We start from the raw sequence: 20774 nt of genomic DNA, 5'->3' as shown, positions 1-20774 counted from the left end.
CGCGCGCAACCTTCGAGGACGGCTGACCTTTGGCCGGAACGCCGCTCACGGATCTCAACCGGCCGCTCGGCCGAGACAAACCCGCGCCTGCGGACAGGCCGTGGGCCCGCTGGCTCGCGACCGGCGCCGCCGGAACCGTCGGCCTCGCGGTGCTGGGCCTCGCCCTCGTCGCGGCCCTGCGCCGCGACCCCGACGGCGGCGAGCCGGTCGCCGTGGCCCGGATCGAGACCCGCCCCGCCCCGCCCGCCGCCCTGTCCGGCGGTCCCGACGCCAGGCCCGCCGCGGCCCAGGGCCCCGCCAGCGCCTCGCAGCTCGAGACCGAGGCGGGCGTCACCGTCTACCGGCCCGATGCCGAGGCGCCGGAAGCCATCATCGTCACCGTGCCCGACGAGGCCGGGGCGGTCAGGCTCGCCGCCGCGCCGGACAGCCGCCTCGTCGAGCGCACGCGCTACGGGCTGCTGCCGAAGACCGGCCCGGACGGCGCCACCCCGGCGCAGGTCTATGCCCGCCCGCCCGGCCCCGAGCCCGCGACCAGGCCGGCCGGGCGCATCGCCCTGATCGTCGGCGGGCTCGGCATCAGCCAGAGCGGCACCGCCGACGCCATCGCCAGGCTGCCGCCCCAGATCTCGCTCGCCTTCGCCCCCTATGGCACGGAGCTCGAACGCACCGTCCAGCGCGCCCGCGGCGAGGGCCACGAGGTCTTCCTCCAGTTGCCGATGGAGCCCTTCGACTATCCCGACACCGATCCCGGCCCGCATACGCTGCTGACCGGCCCGAAAGCCTCCGACAATCTCGACAAGCTGCACTGGTCGCTCGGCCGCTTCACCGGCTATGTCGGGGTGGTCAACTTCCTCGGCGGCCGGCTGACGGCGGATGAGGGCGCCCTCTCGCCGATCCTGCGCGATCTCGCCGGGCGCGGCCTGATGGTCGTCGACGACGCCTCCTCCGCCCGCAGCCAGCTCGCCGTCGCCGCCGGCCGCGCCCAGATCCCCGCCCTCAAGGTCGATCGCACCATCGACGCGGTGGCCCGCGCCGACGCCATCGACAAGGAGCTGGCCGGCCTGGAGGCGATGGCGCGCGAGCGCGGCATCGCCGTCGCCGCGGCCAGCGCCCTGCCGGTGTCGATCGAGCGGATCGCGCAATGGGCCCGGTCCCTCGAGGGCAAGGGGATCGTGATCGTGCCGGCGAGCGCGGCGCGCGGCTTCCGCAACCCCAGGACGACCGGCGCGCTCGCCACCGGCCCGGCCTCCCCCGGACCCACGCGATGACCGAAGCCGCTCCCGAAGGCTACCGCCCCTGCGTGGGGCTCGCTTTGTTCAATGCCGAGGGCCTCGTCTTCATCGGCCGGCGCGCCGACAAGACCAAGCGCGAGCATGTCGCGCCCGGCCATGCCTGGCAGATGCCGCAGGGCGGCATCGACAAGGGCGAGACGCCGCTGGAAGCCGCCCGGCGCGAATTGCAGGAGGAGACGAACGTCACCTCGATCGAGCTTCTGGCCGAGGCGCCGGGCTGGCTGAGCTATGACCTTCCCGCCGAGATCGGCCGGGAAGCCTGGAAGGGCCGCTGGCGTGGGCAGGCCCAGCGCTGGTTCGCCTTCCGCTTCACCGGCCCCGAGGAGGAGATCGACATCCTCCACCCGGCCGGCGGCCACAAGGCCGAGTTCGACGCCTGGCGCTGGGCGCCGCTCGCCGAGACGCCGGCGCTGATCATCCCGTTCAAGCAGGGCGTCTACCGCGAGGTCGCCCGCCGCTTCGCGCCCTTCGCGAAAATCTGAGCCGCATCGACCGGGCGTCTCCGAAGCGGCGCCGAGCGGCCTCGAATTGTTGTAATTCCTTATATTGCGCAAAGGGTTGAGCCGGTATCGCGGCAAGCCTAGGCTATTCCGGATTCGCGGGCGCCCCGGTGCTCCCTTCCGGAGACGAAATCATGAGCGAGCGTTTCACCGAGCGTCTGCGGCAGGAGAGCCACCCCGTCTGGTCGCAGGCGACGGAGCATCGCTTCGTGCGGGAACTGCTCTCCGGCACGGTTCCGGACGCCGTGCGTGCCTTCTTCGATTCCGCCGATGAGGACTGAGATGGATATCTTCGCCCGGCTGAAGGCCGCGGCCAGCAGCGACTGGCGCTCCTATGTCGACCACGACTTCGTCCGCCGGATGGGCGCCGGCACCCTGCCGCAGGAGGCCTTCCGCTACTATCTCGTGCAGGATTACCTCTTCCTGATCCAGTTCGCCCGCGCCTATGCGCTGGCGATCTACAAGGGCCGCAACCTGGCCGACATGCGGGCCGCCAAGGCGGGCCTCTGCGCCATCCTCGATCTGGAAATGGACCTGCATGTCCGGCTCTGCGGCCGCTGGGGCCTTTCGCCGGAGGCGATCGAAAGCGCGCCGGAGCACCAGGCCACCGTCTCCTATACCCGCTTCGTCCTCGATTGCGGCATGGCGGGGGACCTGCTCGACCTGCATGTCGCGCTCGCGCCCTGCATCATCGGCTACGCCGAGATCGGCCGCGATCTGGCGCCGGACGGTGTCGAGGCGCTGGCCGGCCATCCCTATCGCGACTGGATCGGCGAATATGCCGGCGCGGCCTATCAGCAGGTCGCGGCCGACGCCCGCAGCCATCTCGACGATCTCGCCGCCCGCGCGATGACGGAGCGCCGCTTCGCCGAGCTCGCCGCCCTCTTCGCCAAGGCCTCCCGGCTGGAAGCCGCCTTCTGGCAGATGGCCCTGAACGAGACCGGGGCCTGAGCCCTCCGGCCCGTATCGCGGCCGGCGGAAGGCCGGGCGGGGCCGTTGCGGCCTCGCCCTATCGGCCGTGCATCGCCGCGAGGATGCGCGCGACCCAGTAGAACTGATAGACGAGGTGGATGACGGCGATGCCGATCTGCAGCCGGCGGTTCGCCCAGATGCTGCCGACGAGGCAGAGCATGAGCCCGATCGGCACCTGCAGGAGGTAGTCGCCGCTAAGCCGGCTCCAGTGCTCCGCCCCCTTGATCAGGGTATCGACGACATCGAGCAGGAAGGCGACGGCGAGCAGCCCGAAGAACCAGCGCCGCCGCTTGATGAAGAAATCCTCGTAGCCGGCATATTCCGAGATGTTGTCCGGGAAGAGCAGCGCCGCGAGCAGATAGAGCACGATCGCGTAGGCGATCAGGAACAGGAAGACCTCGAAGCTCCAGACGGGGATCCGCGACAGGCCGAATTCCCACCACCAGAACAGCACCAGCTCCAGCAGCATCGAGCCGACCCAGAGCATGTGCAGCAGCGAGACGCGCTGCCGGCCCGGATGCTGGACGAAGCTCGCCACCCCGCCGAGCGTGCGCGCGATCCCGAGCCCGACGACCATGCCCATCACGATGCGGACATGGCTGAAAAGCTCCTGGGGCGTTCCGGTGTCCATCGCTCTGCATCGCTTGCCGGCGGTCCGGCGCCTGGAGCCCGTCAGACGGAGGCGGGCCATCGGCTCGGCAGTTTGCGGGAGGAACCTTACGCAAGTCTTGCCGGTCTCAGGGGCCTGCGGCCGGCTCCGCCCGCCGCAGGATGGCGCGCGCCCTGATGCGCACCGGCTCGTCGACCATCGCGCCGTCGACCGCCGCCGCCCCGTCGCCGCTCGCCAGCACCTTGCGCGCCCAGAGGATCTCGGCCTCGTCCGGGGCGAAGCCGGCGCGGATGGCCTCGATCTGGCGCGGGTGGATGCAGAGCTTGCCGCCGAAGCCGAGATCGCGGGCATGGCGCGCATCCTCCGCGATCTGGTCGCCGTCGTCGATCGCCGTCGTCACGCCGTCGATGGGCGCGGCGAGCCCCGCCAATCGCGAGGCCAGGACCAGCTCGCTGCGGGCCGCCAGCAGCGCCTCGCGGCTATGGGCGCAGCCGAGATCGGCGCAGAAATCGATGCTGCCGAAGGCCAGCCGCGCGAGATGGGGCAGCCCCGCGATCCGGCGCGCCTCGGCCAGGCCGCGGGCGCTTTCGACCAGCGCGATCACCGGCAGGGCGGCCTTCGCGCAGAGCGCGGCGAAGGCTTCGCTCGCTTCGGCCTTGGGCACCATCACGGCGGCGAATCCCCTGCCCGCCAGCGCCGCCATGTCGGCCTCGTGCCACGGCGTGCCGATGGCATTGACCCGCACCAGGACCGGCCCTGCGCCGAAATCGCTGCGCAACGCCGCCCGCGCCGCCGGCTTGGCCTGCGCGGCGACCGCATCCTCCAGATCGACGATGACGGCGTCCGCCCCGGCCGCGGCGGCCTTGGCGAAGCGCTCCGGCCGGTCGCCCGGCACGAAGAGCGGCACGGCGAAATCGAGGGCCGCGCTCATGCCCAATGCGCCTCAGCGCTCATGCAGAGCGGACCGTTCTGCCTGGCGCTCCAGAGCCTCAGGCCCTCGCCCTCCTCGCGGGCGTGAAGCACGAAGGCGTCGTCGTCGAAGAGCGGCGCCTGGCCGCGGAAGCTGTAGCGCTGCGGCGGGGCGCCGCGCAGCTCCGTGGCGAAGCCGTAGAGCAGCGCCGCCTGGAGCGGTCCATGCACCACCAGTCCCGGATAGCCCTCGACCTCCTGGGCATAGCGCCGGTCGTAATGGATGCGGTGCCCGTTGAAGGTCAGCGCGGAGTAGCGGAAAAGCAGCGTCGGGCCGGCTTGCATCGCGCGCCGATGGTCGCCTTGCTCCGCCCCCGCCGGCGCCTTGGCCGCGCCGCCGGGCACATCGGCGCCGCGATAGACCAGGTCCTGGCGCTCCTCGAGCACGGGCTCGCCCTCGGCCTCGATCCGATGCAGGACGGTGACGAAGCACAGCGCCCCGGTGCGGCCCTGCTTCAGCACGACATTGGCGATGCGCGACACCCGCCTCACCCGGTCGCCGACCCTGAGATCGCCGGAGAAGCTCAGCGCGCCGCCGGCCCACATGCGCCGGGGCAGGGGCACGGGCGGCAGGAAGCCGCCGCGGGCGGGATGTCCGTCCGGCCCGAGCAGCCCGGTCGGCACGGCCGGTTGCGCCAGGCAGAAATGGATCAGCCGCGGCGCGACCTCGCCGGGCTTCGGCGCCTCTCCGGGGAGCTCCAGCGTCGCATGGTATTTGCGCGCCAGATCCTCGCCGAGGACATCCGTCGCGACCTCCTCGCGGCCGATCCAGCCGCGCAGATGGTCGATATCGAGAGGGGTCTCTGCGCTCATGGCCTCCGCCTTTCCGCGCCGGCCGCCGGGCCGGTTCCGCCGTTGTGTCGCCGCGCCGGCAGCGGCCGCCTCGGATCGCGGCCCGTCACGGCTTTGGCGGGTCGAATGTTGGGGGCGCCGAGAAGTCGAATCCGCCGGGTCCTCCGATGGAGGGAACCTGGATGGAGTCGAACTGCTTGTCGATGGCCTTCTGGTCGAGCTGCACGGCGGAGGCCTTGTAGTGCATGACCATGCTGGGGAAGATCACGACCAGCGCCACCATGATGAGCTGGATCACCACGAAGGGCACCGCGCCCCAGTAGATCTGGCCGGTGGTGACCGGCTCCATCGTCCTGCCGGTGACGCGGTCCTTGTAGGCCGCCTTCGGCGCCACCGAGCGCAGGAAGAACAGCGCGAAGCCGAAGGGCGGGTGCATGAACGAGGTCTGCATGTTCACTCCCAGGATGACCCCGAACCAGATCAGGTCGATGCCGAGCTTCTCCGCCGCCGGCCCCAGCAGCGGCACGATGATGAAGGCCAGCTCGAAGAAGTCGAGGAAGAAGGCGAGGATGAAGACCAGCGCGTTGACCACGATCAGGAAGCCGGTCGACCCGCCCGGCAGCCCGACCAGCAGATGCTCGACCCAGACATGGCCGTTGACCCCGTAGAAGGTCAGCGAGAACACCCGCGCGCCGACCAGGATGAACAGCACGAAGGCCGACAGCTTCGCCGTCGATTCCGTCGCCTGCTTCAGCAGCTCGAAGGTCATCCGCTTCTTGCCCATGGCGAGCAGGATCGCGCCGGCCGCCCCCATGGCGCCGCCCTCGGTCGGCGTCGCCACCCCGATGAAGATCGTCCCCAGCACCAGGAAGATCAGCGCCAGCGGCGGCACCATCACGAAGATCACCTGCTCCGTCATCCGCGACAGCAGCTTCAGCCGCAGCAGCCGGTTCAGCAGCGCGATCGCGAAGGCGATCGCCACCATCAGCGACATCGTCAGCACGACGAAGTCGGAGCCGGCCTTCACCTGCGTGAACTCCTTCATGTAGCCATAGGCCAACGCGAAGGCGATCAGCGTCACCACCAGCAGCGAGACCCGGCGCGTCCTGCCGTCGGCGTCGCGCAGCGTCTGCGCCTCCGGCGGCAGGCCGGGCGCCCGCGACGGCGCCACGATGGTGATCAGGAAGACGTAGAGCGCATAGAGACCCGACAGCACCAGCCCGGGAATGAAGGCGCCCTCATACATGTCGCCGACCGAGCGGCCGAGCTGGTCGGCCAGCACGATCAGCACCAGCGAGGGCGGGATGATCTGCGCCAGCGTGCCCGAGGCCGCGATCACCCCCGAGGCCAGCCGCCGGTCATAGCCGTAGCGCAGCATGATCGGCAGCGAGATCAGCCCCATCGAGATCACCGAGGCCGCCACCACCCCGGTCGTCGCCGCCAGCAGCGCGCCCACGAAGATCACCGCATAGGCCAGCCCCCCGCGCACCGGCCCGAAGAGCTGCCCGATGGTGTCGAGCAGGTCCTCCGCCATGCCGGAGCGCTCCAGGATCAGCCCCATGAAGGTGAAGAACGGCACCGCCAGCAGCACGTCGTTGTTCATCGTGCCGTAGATCCGCTCCGGCAGCGCCTGCAGGAAGTTCTCCTGGAACAGCCCCAGATCGATGCCGATCACCGCGAAGAGCAGCCCGTTCGCCGCCAGCGCGAAGGCGACCGGGTAGCCCAGCAGCAGGAACACCACCAGCGTCGCGAACATCACCGGCGCCATGTTGACCCGCAGGAAATCGCCGATGCCGGCGGCATGGGCGTCGCCGGTATGCAGCCCGAAATAGGCCAGGACGGTCAGGGCCAGAACCAGGCCGGCCAGGCGCGGAAGGCGGGAAGCGTGCATGGGAAGGGTCCGACGGTCTTGCGGGCGGCTCACGAGGCGAGCCCCTGTTCCTTGGCCTGATCGAGCAGCCGCTGGGCTTCCGCCTCCGCCGCCGCGCCATGCCCGCCCGGCCCCTCCTCGTCGTCGAGGTCGCCGCGCATGATCGCCACCTGCTTGATGATCTCCGAGACGCCCTGCAGCGTCAGCATCGCGAAGCCGATCACCACCAGCCCCTTGGCCGGCCATTGCGGCAGACCGCCCGCCGACAGCGACTGCTCGTCGATCTCCCAGGAGCGCAGGAAGAACGGCCAGGAATGGTAGACGATCAGCACGCAGAACGGCATCAGGAACAAGAGATGGCCGAGCAGCTCGATCCATTGCCGCACCCGGCGCGGCAAGAGGCTGTTCACGATGTCGATCCGGATATGCTCCTTCACCTGCATCGTCCACGACGCGCACATCAGGAACACCGCGCCGAACAGCATCCACTGCAGCTCGAGCCACGCATTCGACGACACGTTGAAGATCTTCCGGACCAGCGCGTTCACCGCCGCAACGACGACCGCGACCAGGATCAGCCACGCAACCTTCCGCCCAACAAACCCGTTAATCAGGTCAATCAAACGGCTCAATCCTAGGAACTTCGTCATGCCTCGCCCTCCGCCGCCGCGATGAGGTCGGCGTCCAGCAGCTTGCCGGGATTCATCAGGTTCAGCGGGTCGAAGCAGCGCTTGAGCCGCGCCATCATCTCCAGCTCGAGATCGCTCTTGTAGCGCCGGATCTCGGCGATCCGCAGCCTTCCGACGCCGTGCTCGGCGGTGATGGAGCCGCCGAGCCCCGCCACGATGTCGTGGACGATCAGGTTCACCTCGGGCAAGCGGCCCTGCCAGGCCTCGGCAGGCTCGCCCGCGGCCTGGATCGGGTTGAAATGGATGTTGCCGTCGCCGAGATGGCCGAAGGCGAAGGAGCGGATGCCGGGGAAGCGCTGCGCCAGCGCGGCGTTCGCCTCGGCAATGAAGCGGTCGACCTGGGAGATCGGCACGGACACGTCGTGCTTGAACGATACGCCCTCGCGCCGCTGCCCCTCCGGTGCGCCCTCGCGGATGCGCCAGAGCGCCTCGGCCTGGGCCGCCGAGGAGGCGACGACCCCGTCGACGAGCTCCTGCGCCTCGAGTCCCGCCTCGAACACCGGCAGCAGCCTCTCCTCCAGCTCCTCCGGGGCGCCCTGCCCGGTCAGCTCGACCAGGAGATACCAGGGATGGACCGAGGCCAGCGGGTCCTGGATCCGGTCGTCGTGCTTGCGCGCGACCTCGACGCAGGCGCGCTCCATCAATTCGCAGGAGGTGATGGCCTCGCCCAGCGCGGCCTTGGCCCGCCGCAGCCAGGCAACGGCATGCGACGGCGACGGCGTGGCGAGGAAGGCCGTGACCGTCGCCTCCGGCAGGGGCAGCAGCTTCAGCGTCGCGCCGGTGATGATGCCGAGCGTCCCCTCGGCGCCGATGAAGACCTGCTTGAGGTCGTAGCCGGCATTGTCCTTGCGCAGGCCGCGCAGCCCGTTCCAGATGCGGCCGTCCGGCAGCACGACCTCGAGGCCGGCGACGAGATTGCGCGCCGTGCCGTAGCGCAGCGCCTGCACCCCGCCCGCATTGGTCGAGAGGTTGCCGCCGATCTGGCAGCTCCCCTCGGCGCCCAGGCTCAGCGGGAACAGCCGGCCGGCCTCGCGGGCCGCCTGCTGGATCGTCGCCAGGACGCAGCCCGCATCGACCGTGATGGTGTCGTTGTCGAGGTCGATCGCCCGGATGCGGTTCATCCGCGTCGTCGAGATCACGATCTCGGAATCGTCGCCATGCGGCTGGCTCGCCCCGGTCAGGCCGGTATTGCCGCCCTGCGGCACGATCGGCGTGCGCGTGCGATGGCAGATCGCGACGACCTCGGCCAGCTCGCTGGGGCTCGCCGGCTGCACGACGAGCGGCACCCGCCCGCTCCAGCCGTCGCGCCAGGCGACCATCAGCGGCTGCATCTGGTCGCGGTCGGTGATGACGCCGCGCGCCGACGACGGCGCGGATCGGCTCGAGAACCTCCCGGGCGAACCTCGCCGGGTCGCGCAGCAATCCGCTGCCGTCCTCGGTGCCTGCGATCTCAGACATGCTGTCTCCCTCCGGCAGGAGCGTGCGGAATGCAGGCGTCAGACGCTGCGGCCACCATCGATATCCAGGACGACGCCGGTCAGGAAGGAGGCTTCGTCCGAGGCGAGATAGAGCGCCGCATGGGCGACGTCTTCCGGGCGGCCGAGCCGGCCGAGCGGCACGATCGCGCGCATCTGCTCGCGCTTCTCCGCCGTGTCCTCGCCCAGGAAGGTCGCGAGCAGCGGCGTCTCGGTCGCCACCGGCGCCAACGCGCAGACCCTGATGCCGTCGGGCGCCAGCTCGAGCGCCAGCGTCTTCGTCACATTATGGACCGCGCCCTTGCTGGCATTGTACCAGGCCAGGCCGGGCCGGGGCCGGTTCCCGGCGGTGGAGCCGACATTCAGGATGACGCCGCCGCCCTGCCCGCGCATCACCGGGACCGCCGCGTTGCAGTAGTGGAACACCGATTTGAGGTTGACGGCGAAGATCCGGTCGAACTCGGCCTCGGACACCGTCTCGAACGGCCCCTTGCCATGGCTGGAGCCGGCATTGTTGACCAGGATGTCGAGCCGCCCGAAGACCCCGACCGCCCGCGCCACCGAAGCCTGCACATTGGCGGCCTGCGTGACGTCGGCCCGGACCGCGATGGCGGCGGCGCCGAGGCGGGCCGCTGCGGCGGCTGCCGCCTCGCCGTTCCAGTCGACCAGCGCGACCTTCGCCCCCTCCGCCGCGAACCGCTCGGCCATTGCCAGGCCGAGCCCGGACCCCGCGCCCGTGATGAGCGCGATCCGATCCTTGAGACGCATCGACGTTTCCCTTCTTCCCGCCTCGGGGCGGCTCCCAGCCATCCCGCTTCCGGACACGGGTTTCCCTCATCTGTGGGACGTCCGCGGCGGCGAACCAATCAAGCAGCGCAAATAGCAGCTATAAGGAAAGCGGATGGCGGGCTGCGATCAGCCGATCGGCTCGGGCGCCTCCCGCTCGCCGCGAGGCCGCGGCCGCGCGCCCTCCAGGTTGCGGGTGACGCCGCGCAGCACGTCGAGCGGCACGAGGCGCGCCACCTCGTCCTGCACGATCCGCATCACCGCCCGCGTCAGCGGCGTGAACGGCTTGTTGGCCGGCGTCGCCAGCACCAGCAGCGCCCGCATCGACGCGGAGCGGAAGGGGCGGACGCGCAGGCGCCCGTCGCGGACCTCGCGATGCACCGCGCCGAAGGGCAGCACGGTCGGCCCGACGCCGCGCTCGACCAGTTGCTTCAGCGCCGCGACGCAATCGACCTCGGTCAGCACGCGCGGCCGGACGCCCTCGGCGGCGCAGGCGGCGTCGACCACCCGGCGCAGCCCGTTCTCCGGCCCGGGCAGGATGCAGGCCCGGCTGGCCAGTTCCTGCAATTGCACCGGCTCCGTCGCGCCGCGGGCCGCGGGCGGCTCGATCATGAAGAGGTCTTCGAGCAGCAGCGGCGTCGCGACCAGGCTGGGGCTGCTGCGGGCGTCGTAGAGCACGGCGATGTCGACGCGCGCCGCCTCGGTCCATTCCAGGAGCACGGCGCTAAAGGCCTCGCGCAGCCGCAGCCGCGCCCGCGGGAACTCGGCGGCGAAGCGCAAGGCGAGGTCCGCGCCCATGCTCGCCGAGAGCGAGGGCGGCATGCCCAGCGTCACGCTGCCGGTATCGTCGATGGCGCCGGTGGCGAGCTCGGTGCGGACATCGGCCAGGCGCCGCACCACGTCCCGCGCCACCTCCTCGAAGCGCCGGCCGGCATCCGTCAGCGAGACGCCGCGGCCATGGCGGTAGAACAGGTTCTGCTGCAGCGAGGCCTCGAGATTGCCGATCTGCCGGCTGAGCGCCGGCTGGCTGATGCCGAGGCGGACCGCCGCCCGCGACAGGCTGCCCGCCGCGACCGTCTCCAGAAAATAGCGGATCTGCTGCAGGTCCATGGCCAGGCGTTTCCTCGCAAGCCTCTCCTTGAGAGTTCCTCCGTAGCGGTTATAGCTCTTATCTACCAGCCTGCATGGCCGATCCCGCCAGGATCGCTAGGTTGCGGCAAGGCCCGCCGGCCGGGACGCCCCGCGGCGAAGAACCGGCCGATGAGGAGGAAAACCGACGATGCTTCCCGCCCGCGCCGCTCCGCGCACCGGCCGTTCCCGCGCCGCCCTTTCCCTTTTCGCCGGCTGACGCGATGAGCACGATCCTGAACGGGCTTCGCATCGTCGAGGTCTCGGCCTTCGTCGCCGCGCCGCTCGGCGGCATGACCCTGGCGCAGCTCGGCGCCGAGGTGATCCGCATCGACCCGATCGGCGGCAATATCGACTATCGCCGCTGGCCGCTCGCACCCTCGGGGGCCAGCCTCTACTGGGCCAGCCTCAACAAGGGCAAGCGCTCGGTCGCGATCGCGCTCGACAGGCCGGAGGGCCAGGAACTCGCCCGCGCCCTGATCGCCCGGCCCGGGCCGGATGCCGGCATCCTCCTGACCAACCTGCCGACCAGCGGCTGGATGAGCCATGACGCGCTGGCGCAGAGCCGCGACGACCTGATCACGCTGCGCCTGACCGGCAATCACGACGGCAGCGGCGCCGTCGACTACACCGTGAACTGCGCCTCGGGCTTCCCGCTGGCGACCGGCCCGGGGCCGGCCCCGGTCAACCATGTGCTGCCCGCCTGGGACGTCGCGGCCGGGCTCTATCTGGCAACCGGGCTGCTCGCCGCCGAGCGGGCCCGCCGCCAGGACGGCAAGGGCCGGCAGGTCTCGCTCGCCCTCTCCGACGTCATGCTCGCGAGCGTCGGCAATCTCGGCTACATCGCCGATGTCCAGGTCAATGGCGCGGTGCGCCAGCCGATCGGCAACGATCTCTACGGAGCGCTGGGCCGCGATTTCGCCACCGCCGACGGGCGCCGCGTGATGATCGTCGCGATCTCCAACCGGCAATGGCGCGCGATCGGCCGCGCCACCGGCCTGGCCGACAAATTCGCGCTGATCGGCCCGATGATGGATGTCGATCTCGACACGGAAGGCGGCCGCTTCACCGCCCGCGCGGCGATCTTCGCCGTGCTCGAACGCTGGTGCGCCGAGCGCAGCCTGGCCGAGATCGCGGCGGCGCTCGACGGCACCGGCGTGCTCTGGGGTCCCTACCGGGATTTCGGGCAGCTCGTCCACGAGGACCCGCGCTGCTCGGTGGCGAACCCGATGTTCGCGACGATCGAGCAGCCCGGCGCCGGCCCCGTCCTCGCCCCCGGCTCGCCGCTGGCCTTCTCGGGCGGCACGCGGCTGCCGCCGCTGCCGGCCCCGCAGCTCGGCCAGGACACCGAGGCCGTGCTCGCCGAAGGGCTCGGCCTTTCGACGGCGGCGATCGGCAAGCTCTTCGCGGCCGGCATCGTCGCCGGCCCCTCGTCCCCCGCCTTCTGAGACCGATCATGCCGAACACCACCGACCACGACGCGCTGCTCGCGACCTGCGCCTCCCTGCTCGCGGCGGCCGAGACGCTGCACGCCGCCACCCGCGCCGCCGTCCTGCCGATGCTGGCGCCCGAGGGCCGCGTCGACGCCGGGCGCCTCGAGACGCACCAGTTCGCCGCGCATGGCTTCGCCTGGCAGGCGACCTATGTCGAGGCGCTGCGCCAGACCCTGTCCTGGGCCGACCGCCTCGCCACTAGCGGGCGCCTCGGCGTCGCGGAAGCGGCGATCCTGCATCTCGGCTTCGCCGAATACGGGGCGCAGCTCGCGGGCGGCATCGCCATGAGCCAGACCGAGACCGCGCGACCCACCGAGCTCGGCCTCACGCAGGACGCCGTCGCGGCCTTCGCCGCCGCGCCGGCCCTGGCCCGGCTCGCGCACGGCCCGGCCCTCGAAACCGCGCGGCGCGCGCTCGCCGGGGAGCTGGCCGAAGGCCGCTTCGGCGAGCCCGGCCTCGACGACGACATCCTGGAGGCGACGCGCGAACAGTTCCTGCGCTTCGCCGCCAGCGAGGTCGCGCCGCATGCGCCGGGCTGGCATGCGCGCGACGAGCTGATCCCGCTGGAGCTGGTGCAGAAGCTCGCCGATATGGGCGTGTTCGGGCTGACGATCCCGGAGGACTATGGCGGCACCGGCCTCGGCAAGGTGGCGATGTGCCTCGTCTCCGAGGCGCTGAGCGGCGGCTATATCGGTGTCGGCTCGCTCGGCACGCGCTCCGAGATCGCGGCCGAGCTGATCCGCCTGGGCGGCACCGAGGAGCAGAAGCAGCACTGGCTGCCGCGGCTCGCCTCGGGCGAGATCCTGCCGACGGCGGTGTTCACCGAGCCGAATACCGGCTCCGACCTCGGCAGCCTGCGAACGCGCGCGGTGCGCGACGGCGACGTCTATCGCGTCCACGGCGCCAAGACCTGGATCACGCATGGCTCGCGCTCCGACCTGATGACGCTGCTGGTGCGCACCGACCCGCAGGCCGAAGGCTATCGCGGCCTGTCGATGCTGCTGGCCGAAAAGCCGCGCGGCACCGAGGCCGACCCGTTCCCGGCGCCGGGCATGAGCGGCACGGAGATCCCGGTTCTCGGCTATCGCGGCATGAAGGAATACGAGATCTCCTTCGACGGCTTCGCGGTGCCGGTCTCCGGCCTGCTCGGCGGCGTCGAGGGGCAGGGCTTCAAGCAGCTCATGGAGACCTTCGAGAGCGCCCGCATCCAGACCGCGGCCCGCGCGCTCGGCGTCGCCCAGAACGCGCTCGAGCTCGGCCTCTCCTATGCGCAGAGCCGCGCCCAGTTCGGCAAGGCGATCCTGGCCTTCCCGCGCGTCCACGCCAAGCTCGCCTTCATGGCGACCGAGACGATGATGGCGCGTCAGCTCTCCTATTTCGCCGCCCGGCAGAAGGATGCCGACCGCCGCTGCGACATCGAGGCCGGCATGGCTAAGCTGCTCGCCGCGCGCGTCGCCTTCAGCAACGCCGATTGCGCACTGCAGATCCATGGCGGCAACGGCTACGCGCTCGAATACCCGATCAGCCGCGTGCTCTGCGACGCGCGCATCCTGTCGATCTTCGAGGGCGCGGCCGAAATCCAGGCCCAGGTCATCGCGCGCGGGCTGCTCGGCCGCTCGAACTAGACAGGTCGATCTTACGCGGGAACACGCGGTCATTCCGGTCAGGCCGCGTCCTCCCAAACGCAAAAAGCAAGAGCCGGAAGCGGGTTCCGCTTCCGGCTCTTGCTCAGTCGGGCGTCGCGCGCCCGGCCTTGCGGCCGACGCGCCGGTGCCGTCAGCGGCGGAGCGCCCTCAGCACGATGCTGTCGTAGGAATATTCCGAGACCTGGTTCCAGGTCGCGGAGTCCTGCTGGAAGCGCCGCGCGCTCTCATAGATCTTCTTGAACTCCGCATTGCTGGCGCAGAGCTCCTCATACAGCTCCTGCGACGCCTTGTAGGCGGCGTCGATGATCGGAGCCGGGAAGGGCCGCAGCTTGGCGCCGCTCGCCACCACCCGGCGCAGCGCCGGCGGGTTGAGGTTGTCGTAGCGCGCGACGGCGTCGATGTTGGCGAGCGCCGCGGCGGCGGTCAGCGCAGCCTGATAGTGCTTGGGCAGCTTCTCCCACTGGGCGGCATTGATGAAGAAGTGCTCCATCGAGGTGCCGTCCCAGAAGCCGGGATAGTAGTAATAGGGCGCGACGCGGTAGAGGCCGAGGCGCTCGTCGTCATAAGGCCCGTTGAACTCGGCCGCGTCGATCGTGCCGCGCTCCAGCGCCGGATAGATGTCGCCGCCGCCGACCTGCTGCGGCACCGCGCCGAGCTTGGCCAGGATGCTGCCGCCCAGCCCCGAGATGCGGAACTTCAGGCCCTTGAGATCGGCGACTTCGGTGATCTCCTTGCGGAACCAACCGCCCATCTGGCAGCCGGTGTTGCCGCCGGGCAGCGCGACGATGTTGAACTTGCGGAAGAAATCGTCGAGCAGTTTCTTGCCTTCGCCATCGTAGATCCAGGCGTTCTGCTGGCGCGTGTTGAGGCCGAACGGAACATGGGTGCCGAGCGCGAAGGTCGGGTCCTTGCCGACATAGTAATAGGCCGCGGTATGGCAGATCTCGACCGTGTTGTTCGAGACCGCGTCCATCGCCTGCAGCGCCGGCACGACCTCGCCGGCGGCGAAGACCTGGATCTGGAACTTGCCGTCCGTCGCCTCGGCCAGGTTCTTCGCCATGACTTTGGCGCAGCCATAGAGGACGTCGATGTTCTTCGGGAAGCTGGACACCAGCCGCCAGCGGATCGTGGGCTCGCTCTGGGCGATGGCGGGCGCGGCGATCGCCACGCTGCTCGCGGCGCCGGCCGCCGCCGTTTTCAGAAAATCGCGCTTCCTCATGCCTTCCTCCAGCTCCTCGCTCTCGATGATCGAGAGATTATTCATTGTATGAATTTACAATTCAAATCTAGCATGGTGATCGAGATGGTGCTAGTCGAATTTCATTCCCGGCCGCGCCGAAGCGGGCCGGACGGCGAAACCACCGATGGAGTGCTGCAGCGATGCTCGAGAAGAATCTGATTGGCGGAAACTGGGTCGGCGGCGCGCAGGCTCTCGAAATCCGCAACCCCTCCGACCTCAGCGACCTGATCGCGACCTATGGGCTCGCCGGCACCGGCGAGGTCGAGGCCGCCTTCGCCGCCGCCCGCAAGGCCCAGCCCGCCTGGGGCCGCGCCACGCTGGAGCAGCGCTCGCTGGTCCTCGAGGCGATCGCCCGCGGCATCTTCGACAACAAGGACAAGCTCGCCCAGATCCTGGCCCGCGAGGGCGGTAAGACCGTCCCGGACGCGCTCGGCGAGGTGATGCGCGCCGGCCATATCGCGCGCTTCTTCGCCGGCGAGGCGCTGCGCCTGCCCGGTGAGAAGCTCGGCTCGGTGCGGCCGAACGTCGATGTCGAGATCACCCGCGACCCGGTCGGCGTCGTCGGCCTGATCACGCCCTGGAACTTCCCGGTCGCGACCCCGATGTGGAAGATCGCCCCGGCGCTCGCCTTCGGCAACGGCGTGGTCTGGAAGCCCTCCGAGAAGACGCCCGGCATCTCCGTGGCGATCGCCGAGATCGTCGCCGCCTCCGGCATCCCGGCCGGGGTGTTCAACCTGCTGATCGGCGCCGGCCCGGATGTCGGCGCCGCCGTCATCGCCCAGGCCGACGCGATCTCCTTCACCGGCTCCTCGACCACCGGCCGGCGCATCGCCGTCGCCTGCGCCGAGCGGCTGATCCGCTGCCAGATGGAGATGGGCGGCAAGAACCCGCTCGTCGTGCTCGACGATGCCGATCTCGACCTCGCCGCCGACATCGCCGTCAACGGCGCCTTCTTCCAGCAGGGCCAGCGCTGCACCGCCTCGAGCCGCCTGATCGTGACGAGCGGCATCCACGACGCCTTCGTGAAGGCCTGCGCCGACCGCATCGCCAAACTGCGCGTCGGCCACGCGCTCAAGGCCGAGACCCAGATCGGCCCGGTGATCGACGACGCGCAGTTCCGCAAGAACCTCGGCTATATCGACATCGCCAAGAGCGAGAATGCCCGGCTGGCGACCGGCGGCGAGGCGCTCGAGCTCGACACCAAGGGCTACTACCTCGCCCCGACCCTGTTCGCCGACACCACCAATGCGATGCGCATCAACCGCGAGGAGGTCTTCGGCCCGGTCGCGACGGTGATCCGCGTCGCCGATTACGAGGAGGCGCTCGCCGTCGCCAACGACACCGATTACGGCCTGTCGGCCGGCATCTGCACCACCTCGATGAAGCATGCCCGGCATTTCCAGCGCAATGTCGAGGCCGGCATGACCATGCTCAACCTGCCCACGGCCGGCGTCGACTACCACACGCCGTTCGGCGGCCGGAAGGCGTCGAGCCACGGGCCGCGCGAGCAGGGGCGCTACGCCGTCGAGTTCTATACCCAGATCAAGACCAGCTACCTGCTCGCCTGAGCCCGGCCGACCAGAGCATCGGACCAGCAATGAGATCGATCATCATGCGTCCGAATGGACGCGTGATGATCCAGAGAAACCGGAAGGAAACGCCCATGAGCAACCCGAAAATCGGCTTCATCGGCCTCGGCCGGATGGGCCGCCCGATGGCCTCCAACCTGCAGCGCAAGGGCTTCGCGACGCTGTCCTACGACGTCAACCCGCAGGGCGTCGCGGCGCTCGTCGCCCTCGGCGGCCGCGGCGCAGCCTCCATCGAGGAGGTCGCCCGCGAATCCGACATCGTCTTCACCATGCTGCCGGCCCATCCCGAGGTCCGCTCCGTCGTGCTCGACGGCATCGTGCCTCATGCCCGGCCCGGCACGCTGGTGGTCGACATGAGCACCATCGACCCGCTCGCGACCGACGAGGTCGCGGCGGCGGTCGAGGCCGCCGGGCTCGGCTTCGTCGACGCGCCGGTCGGGCGCCTCGCGACCCATGCGGATCGCGGCGAGTGCCTGTTCATGGTCGGCGCCTCGGCGGAGAACTTCGCCCGCGTCAAGCCGATGCTCGAGGCCATGGGCACGACGATCCATCATTGCGGCCCGGCCGGCGCCGGCATTCGCATGAAGGTGGTCAACAACTACCTCGCTATCGCCGCCTGCCAGCTCAACGCCGAGACGCTGACGCTCGCCGCCCGCTTCGGCCTCGATGTCGAGCGCACCATCGACATCCTCAACGGCACCACGGCGAATAACGGCCATCTCAAGACCAACTTCCCGGTCAAGGTCCTCGCCGGCGACATCGAGCCCGGCTTCCAGATCGATCTCGCCCACAAGGATCTCGGCCTGGCCCTGACCTCGGCCTCGGCGATGAAGGTGCCGCTGGCGATGGGCGCGGCGGCGCGCGAATGCCTGCAGCTCGCCCGCTCGCGCGGCTTCGGCGGCAAGGACTTCTCGGCGCTGCTCGACGCCTGGTGCGACCTCGCCGGGGTCGCGGCGCCGCGCCTGCCGTCCAAGAGCTGACCCCGATCGCCGACGCCGCCACCGCCTCCCGAAAGCCGCCGACATGACTTTGCCCGTCGCGACCGAAAGCGCGTATCTCCTCGACATCTACGCGCGGTATCGGCGCGATCCGCTCTCGGTCCCGGCGGATTGGCGCGTCCATTTCGAGGAGACGGAGCCGGGACGGCCGGCGGCGCCGGCCGATGGCGATCAACTGGCCCTGCGGCTGATCGAGGGCTACCGGCGTTTCGGGCATCTCGAGGCGGCGCTCGACCCGCTCGGCCTCGCCGCGCGGCCGGCCGTCGCCGCGCTCGGGCGCCTGCGCGCCGAGGCGGCCGGACGGCCCGACCTGCCGGTCAGGGCGGTTCTGGCCGGAGCCGAACAGGAGACGACGGCGGCGGCGCTCGCGGCCGAGCTGCAGCGGCTCTATGCCGGCACCGTCGGCCTCGAGGCGCAGCAGGTCGAGGACGACGAGGCCCGCGACTGGCTGCATGCGGCCTTCGAGGCCCTGTTCGCCGCGGAGACGCCGGTCGATCTGGCGAACCGGGCGCTCGACGCCATCGTCCTGGCCGACACCTTCGAGACCTTCATCAAGGTCAAGTTTCCGTCGAAGAAGCGCTTCGGCGTCGAGGGGGCGGAAGGGCTCATCGTCTTCCTGCGCGAGCTGCTGCGCGAGGCCTGCCTCGCCGGTTTCGGCGAGACCGTGATCGGCGGCATGCATCGCGGCCGCCTCGCCACGCTGGCGACCGTCCTCGGCAAGCCGGTCGGCGTGCTGCTGGCCGAGATCAAGGGCCGCGACCTCACCGATGGCGGCCCCGACTTCACCGGCGACGTGCCCTACCATCTCGGCTATGCCGGCGAGGTCGGGCATGACGGCCGGCGCATGCGGCTCTCGATCGCGCCCCACCCCTCCCATCTGATGACCGTCGCCCCCGTCGTCACCGGCCTGGCGCGAGGCAAGCGCAGGCGCGGCGGCGACGACGTGCTGTGCCTGCTTCTCCACACCGACGCCGCCTTCTCGGGCCAGGGACTGGTCAGCGAGGTGCTGCAGCTCGGGGGGCTCGCCGGCTACGAGGTCGGCGGCACCATCCATCTCGTCGTCAACAACCAGATCGGCTTCACGACCAATGCCGGCGAGGGCCGCTCGGCCCGCTATTGCACCGATATCGGCAAGATGGTCGGGGCGCCGGTGCTGCATGTGAACGGCGACGATCCGGTCGCGGTCGCGCGGGCCGCCGCGCTCGCCCTCGCCTGGCGGCGGCGCTACCGCCGCGACCTGCTGATCGACCTCGTCTGCTACCGCCGCAACGGCCATAACGAGCTCGACGAGCCGCGCTTCACCCAGCCGCAGCTCTGGGCCGCGATCGACGGCCGCCCGACGCTGCGCGAGAGCTTCACCGCCGCCATCGCCGCTCTCGACGCCACGGCGCCGGAACGGGCCGCGGCGCTCGCGGAAGCGTTCAAGGCCGAGATGCAGGACGGATACGCCGCCATCGAGAGCCTGCGCCCCAATGCCGGCCCGGCCGGCGAGGAAGCCTGGGCCGGCATCGCGCGGGCCGGCCAGCCGGCGCTGCTTCTCCCGGTCGAAACCGGAGTGCCGGTCGAGCGGCTGCGCGAGATCGGGCGCGCCGCCAGCCGGATCCCGGCCGAGGCCAGGCCTCATCCCAAGGTCGCCCAGTTCTACAAGGCGCGCCTCGAGGCGATCGAATCCGGCACCGACATCAATTTCGCCACGGCGGAAGCCCTCGCCTTCGCCTCGCTGCTGGCGGAGGGCGTGCCGGTGCGGCTCTCGGGACAGGACTGCGTGCGCGGCACCTTCACCCAGCGCCATCTCGCCGTGCACGATGTCGAGACCGGCGAACGGACGCTGCCCGTGGCGGCCGTCGCGACCGGCGATGCCTGGTTGGAGGCCGTGAACAGCCCCCTCTCCGAATATGGCGTGCTCGGCTTCGAATACGGACACAGCCTCGCCGACCCGCATCGGCTGACCCTGTGGGAGGCGCAGTTCGGCGACTTCCTCAACGGCGCCCAGATCATGGTCGATCAGTTCATCGTCTCCGCCGAGGCGAAATGGGAGCTGCGCTCCGGCCTCGTCGTCATGCTGCCGCACGGGCTGGAAGGCCAGGGCCCGGACCACTCCTCCGCCCGGATCGAGCGGCTGCTCCAGCTCTGCGCCGGCGGCAACATCATCGTCGCCAACCCCTCGACCCCGGCGAACCTGTTCCATCTCCTGCGCCGGCAGGTGAAGGCGCCCTGGCGCAAGCCGCTCTTCGTTATCGCGCCCAAGGCGCTGCTGCGGCAGAAGGCCTGCATCTCGACGCTGGAGGCGATGGCGGCCGGGACCGCGTTCCGCCCGGTCGTCGACGAAGCCTCCGCGCGGCCGGCGCGTCGGGTCGTGCTGTGCTCGGGCAAGATCGGCTACGAGCTCGCCGCCGGGCGCGCCAGCCGCGGGCTGGAGCAGGAGGTCGCGCTGCTGCGCCTCGACCAGCTCTATCCCTTCCCGGCCGACGAGCTCGCCGGAGCCCTGTCCCGGCACGGCGACGCGCAATGGCTGTGGTGCCAGGAGGAGCCGGCGAATCAGGGCGCGCTCGCCTTCGTGCAGCAGCAATTGCGCAGCGACGCCCGTTTCGCCGGCCGCGAGCTGGCCGCGGTTTCCCGCCCGGCCCTGCCGGTCGCGGCGGGCGGCTCGATCGAGCGCCACGAGATCGAGCAGGCCGCGCTGATCGCGCGGGCGCTTGACCTGACCGCGGCCGATGCCTGAAGT

General features: G+C 70.6%; 18 protein-coding genes. 9 read left to right on the top strand and 9 right to left on the bottom strand.

What is annotated here, in order from left to right:
• Positions 1–29 precede the first annotated feature (29 nt).
• The 4 genes from ACWH43_RS02220 to tenA all read left to right on the top strand — a co-directional run bounded on the left by ACWH43_RS02220 (position 30) and on the right by tenA (position 2743).
• Positions 30–1268: a divergent polysaccharide deacetylase family protein gene (locus tag ACWH43_RS02220; protein WP_260349383.1), complete on the top strand. Its 1239-nt coding sequence runs from the start codon at positions 30–32 to the stop codon at positions 1266–1268.
• Positions 1265–1774, top strand: a complete 510-nt coding sequence (locus ACWH43_RS02215) for an RNA pyrophosphohydrolase (protein WP_158447035.1) — start codon at positions 1265–1267, stop codon at positions 1772–1774. Before ACWH43_RS02220 ends, ACWH43_RS02215 begins: the two co-directional genes overlap by 4 nt.
• A gap of 152 nt (positions 1775–1926) precedes the next feature.
• Positions 1927–2073: a hypothetical protein gene (locus ACWH43_RS02210; RefSeq protein WP_260349384.1), complete on the top strand. Its 147-nt coding sequence runs from the start codon at positions 1927–1929 to the stop codon at positions 2071–2073.
• 1 nt (position 2074) lies between these two features.
• Positions 2075–2743, top strand: a complete 669-nt coding sequence (gene tenA, locus ACWH43_RS02205) for a thiaminase II (protein ID WP_158447034.1) — start codon at positions 2075–2077, stop codon at positions 2741–2743.
• A gap of 58 nt (positions 2744–2801) precedes the next feature.
• Here tenA and ACWH43_RS02200 read toward each other — a convergent pair whose 3' ends face one another.
• The 8 genes from ACWH43_RS02200 to ACWH43_RS02165 form a co-directional block, all read right to left on the bottom strand.
• Positions 2802–3395: a hypothetical protein gene (locus ACWH43_RS02200; RefSeq protein ID WP_158447033.1), complete on the bottom strand. Its 594-nt coding sequence runs from the start codon at positions 3393–3395 to the stop codon at positions 2802–2804.
• Positions 3396–3501: 106 nt separating this feature from the next.
• Positions 3502–4305, bottom strand: coding sequence for an HpcH/HpaI aldolase/citrate lyase family protein (locus tag ACWH43_RS02195; RefSeq protein WP_158448357.1), 804 nt, complete (start codon positions 4303–4305; stop codon positions 3502–3504).
• The gene (locus ACWH43_RS02190; RefSeq protein WP_448153396.1) at positions 4302–5156 is read right to left on the bottom strand and encodes an FAS1-like dehydratase domain-containing protein; all 855 of its coding nucleotides are present in this window, start codon (positions 5154–5156) and stop codon (positions 4302–4304) included. Before ACWH43_RS02190 ends, ACWH43_RS02195 begins: the two co-directional genes overlap by 4 nt.
• An 85-nt stretch (positions 5157–5241) precedes the next feature.
• Positions 5242–6903 (bottom strand): TRAP transporter large permease, encoded by a 1662-nt coding sequence (locus tag ACWH43_RS02185; protein ID WP_158444628.1) that lies wholly within the window; start codon positions 6901–6903, stop codon positions 5242–5244.
• Between the two features lie 152 nt (positions 6904–7055).
• Entirely contained in the window at positions 7056–7655 is a 600-nt protein-coding gene (locus ACWH43_RS02180; protein WP_158444620.1) for a TRAP transporter small permease subunit, read from the bottom strand.
• Positions 7652–9025, bottom strand: coding sequence for an FAD-binding oxidoreductase (locus ACWH43_RS02175; RefSeq protein WP_260349360.1), 1374 nt, complete (start codon positions 9023–9025; stop codon positions 7652–7654). The genes ACWH43_RS02180 and ACWH43_RS02175 overlap by 4 nt, the downstream gene beginning before the upstream one ends.
• A gap of 165 nt (positions 9026–9190) precedes the next feature.
• Positions 9191–9937: a glucose 1-dehydrogenase gene (locus tag ACWH43_RS02170; protein ID WP_448153395.1), complete on the bottom strand. Its 747-nt coding sequence runs from the start codon at positions 9935–9937 to the stop codon at positions 9191–9193.
• A gap of 147 nt (positions 9938–10084) precedes the next feature.
• Positions 10085–11065, bottom strand: a complete 981-nt coding sequence (locus tag ACWH43_RS02165; RefSeq protein ID WP_158444617.1) for a LysR family transcriptional regulator — start codon at positions 11063–11065, stop codon at positions 10085–10087.
• A 242-nt stretch (positions 11066–11307) separates the two neighbouring features.
• Between ACWH43_RS02165 and ACWH43_RS02160 the strand changes: the two genes are divergently transcribed.
• The gene (locus ACWH43_RS02160; protein WP_158444616.1) at positions 11308–12531 is read left to right on the top strand and encodes a CoA transferase; all 1224 of its coding nucleotides are present in this window, start codon (positions 11308–11310) and stop codon (positions 12529–12531) included.
• An 8-nt stretch (positions 12532–12539) separates the two neighbouring features.
• Positions 12540–14201, top strand: coding sequence for an acyl-CoA dehydrogenase family protein (locus tag ACWH43_RS02155; RefSeq protein ID WP_158444615.1), 1662 nt, complete (start codon positions 12540–12542; stop codon positions 14199–14201).
• Between the two features lie 151 nt (positions 14202–14352).
• On the opposite strand, the gene ACWH43_RS02150 is transcribed toward ACWH43_RS02155, so the two are convergent.
• Positions 14353–15441: a TRAP transporter substrate-binding protein gene (locus ACWH43_RS02150; RefSeq protein WP_448153655.1), complete on the bottom strand. Its 1089-nt coding sequence runs from the start codon at positions 15439–15441 to the stop codon at positions 14353–14355.
• 161 nt (positions 15442–15602) lie between these two features.
• Here ACWH43_RS02150 and ACWH43_RS02145 point away from each other — a divergent pair, with 161 nt between their 5' ends.
• From ACWH43_RS02145 to ACWH43_RS02135, 3 genes are read left to right on the top strand one after another with little or no spacing between them, the layout of a single operon-like run.
• Positions 15603–17030: an aldehyde dehydrogenase family protein gene (locus tag ACWH43_RS02145; RefSeq protein ID WP_158444614.1), complete on the top strand. Its 1428-nt coding sequence runs from the start codon at positions 15603–15605 to the stop codon at positions 17028–17030.
• 29 nt (positions 17031–17059) lie between these two features.
• The gene (locus tag ACWH43_RS02140; RefSeq protein ID WP_311734866.1) at positions 17060–18031 is read left to right on the top strand and encodes an NAD(P)-dependent oxidoreductase; all 972 of its coding nucleotides are present in this window, start codon (positions 17060–17062) and stop codon (positions 18029–18031) included.
• 43 nt (positions 18032–18074) lie between these two features.
• Positions 18075–20771, top strand: a complete 2697-nt coding sequence (locus ACWH43_RS02135) for a 2-oxoglutarate dehydrogenase E1 component (protein WP_158444612.1) — start codon at positions 18075–18077, stop codon at positions 20769–20771.
• Positions 20772–20774 lie beyond the last annotated feature (3 nt).

This window comes from Allobosea minatitlanensis, from assembly GCF_964020775.1.
The sequence above is the reverse complement of the archived record's forward strand: the minus strand, read 5'-3'. Positions and strand labels throughout refer to the sequence as shown.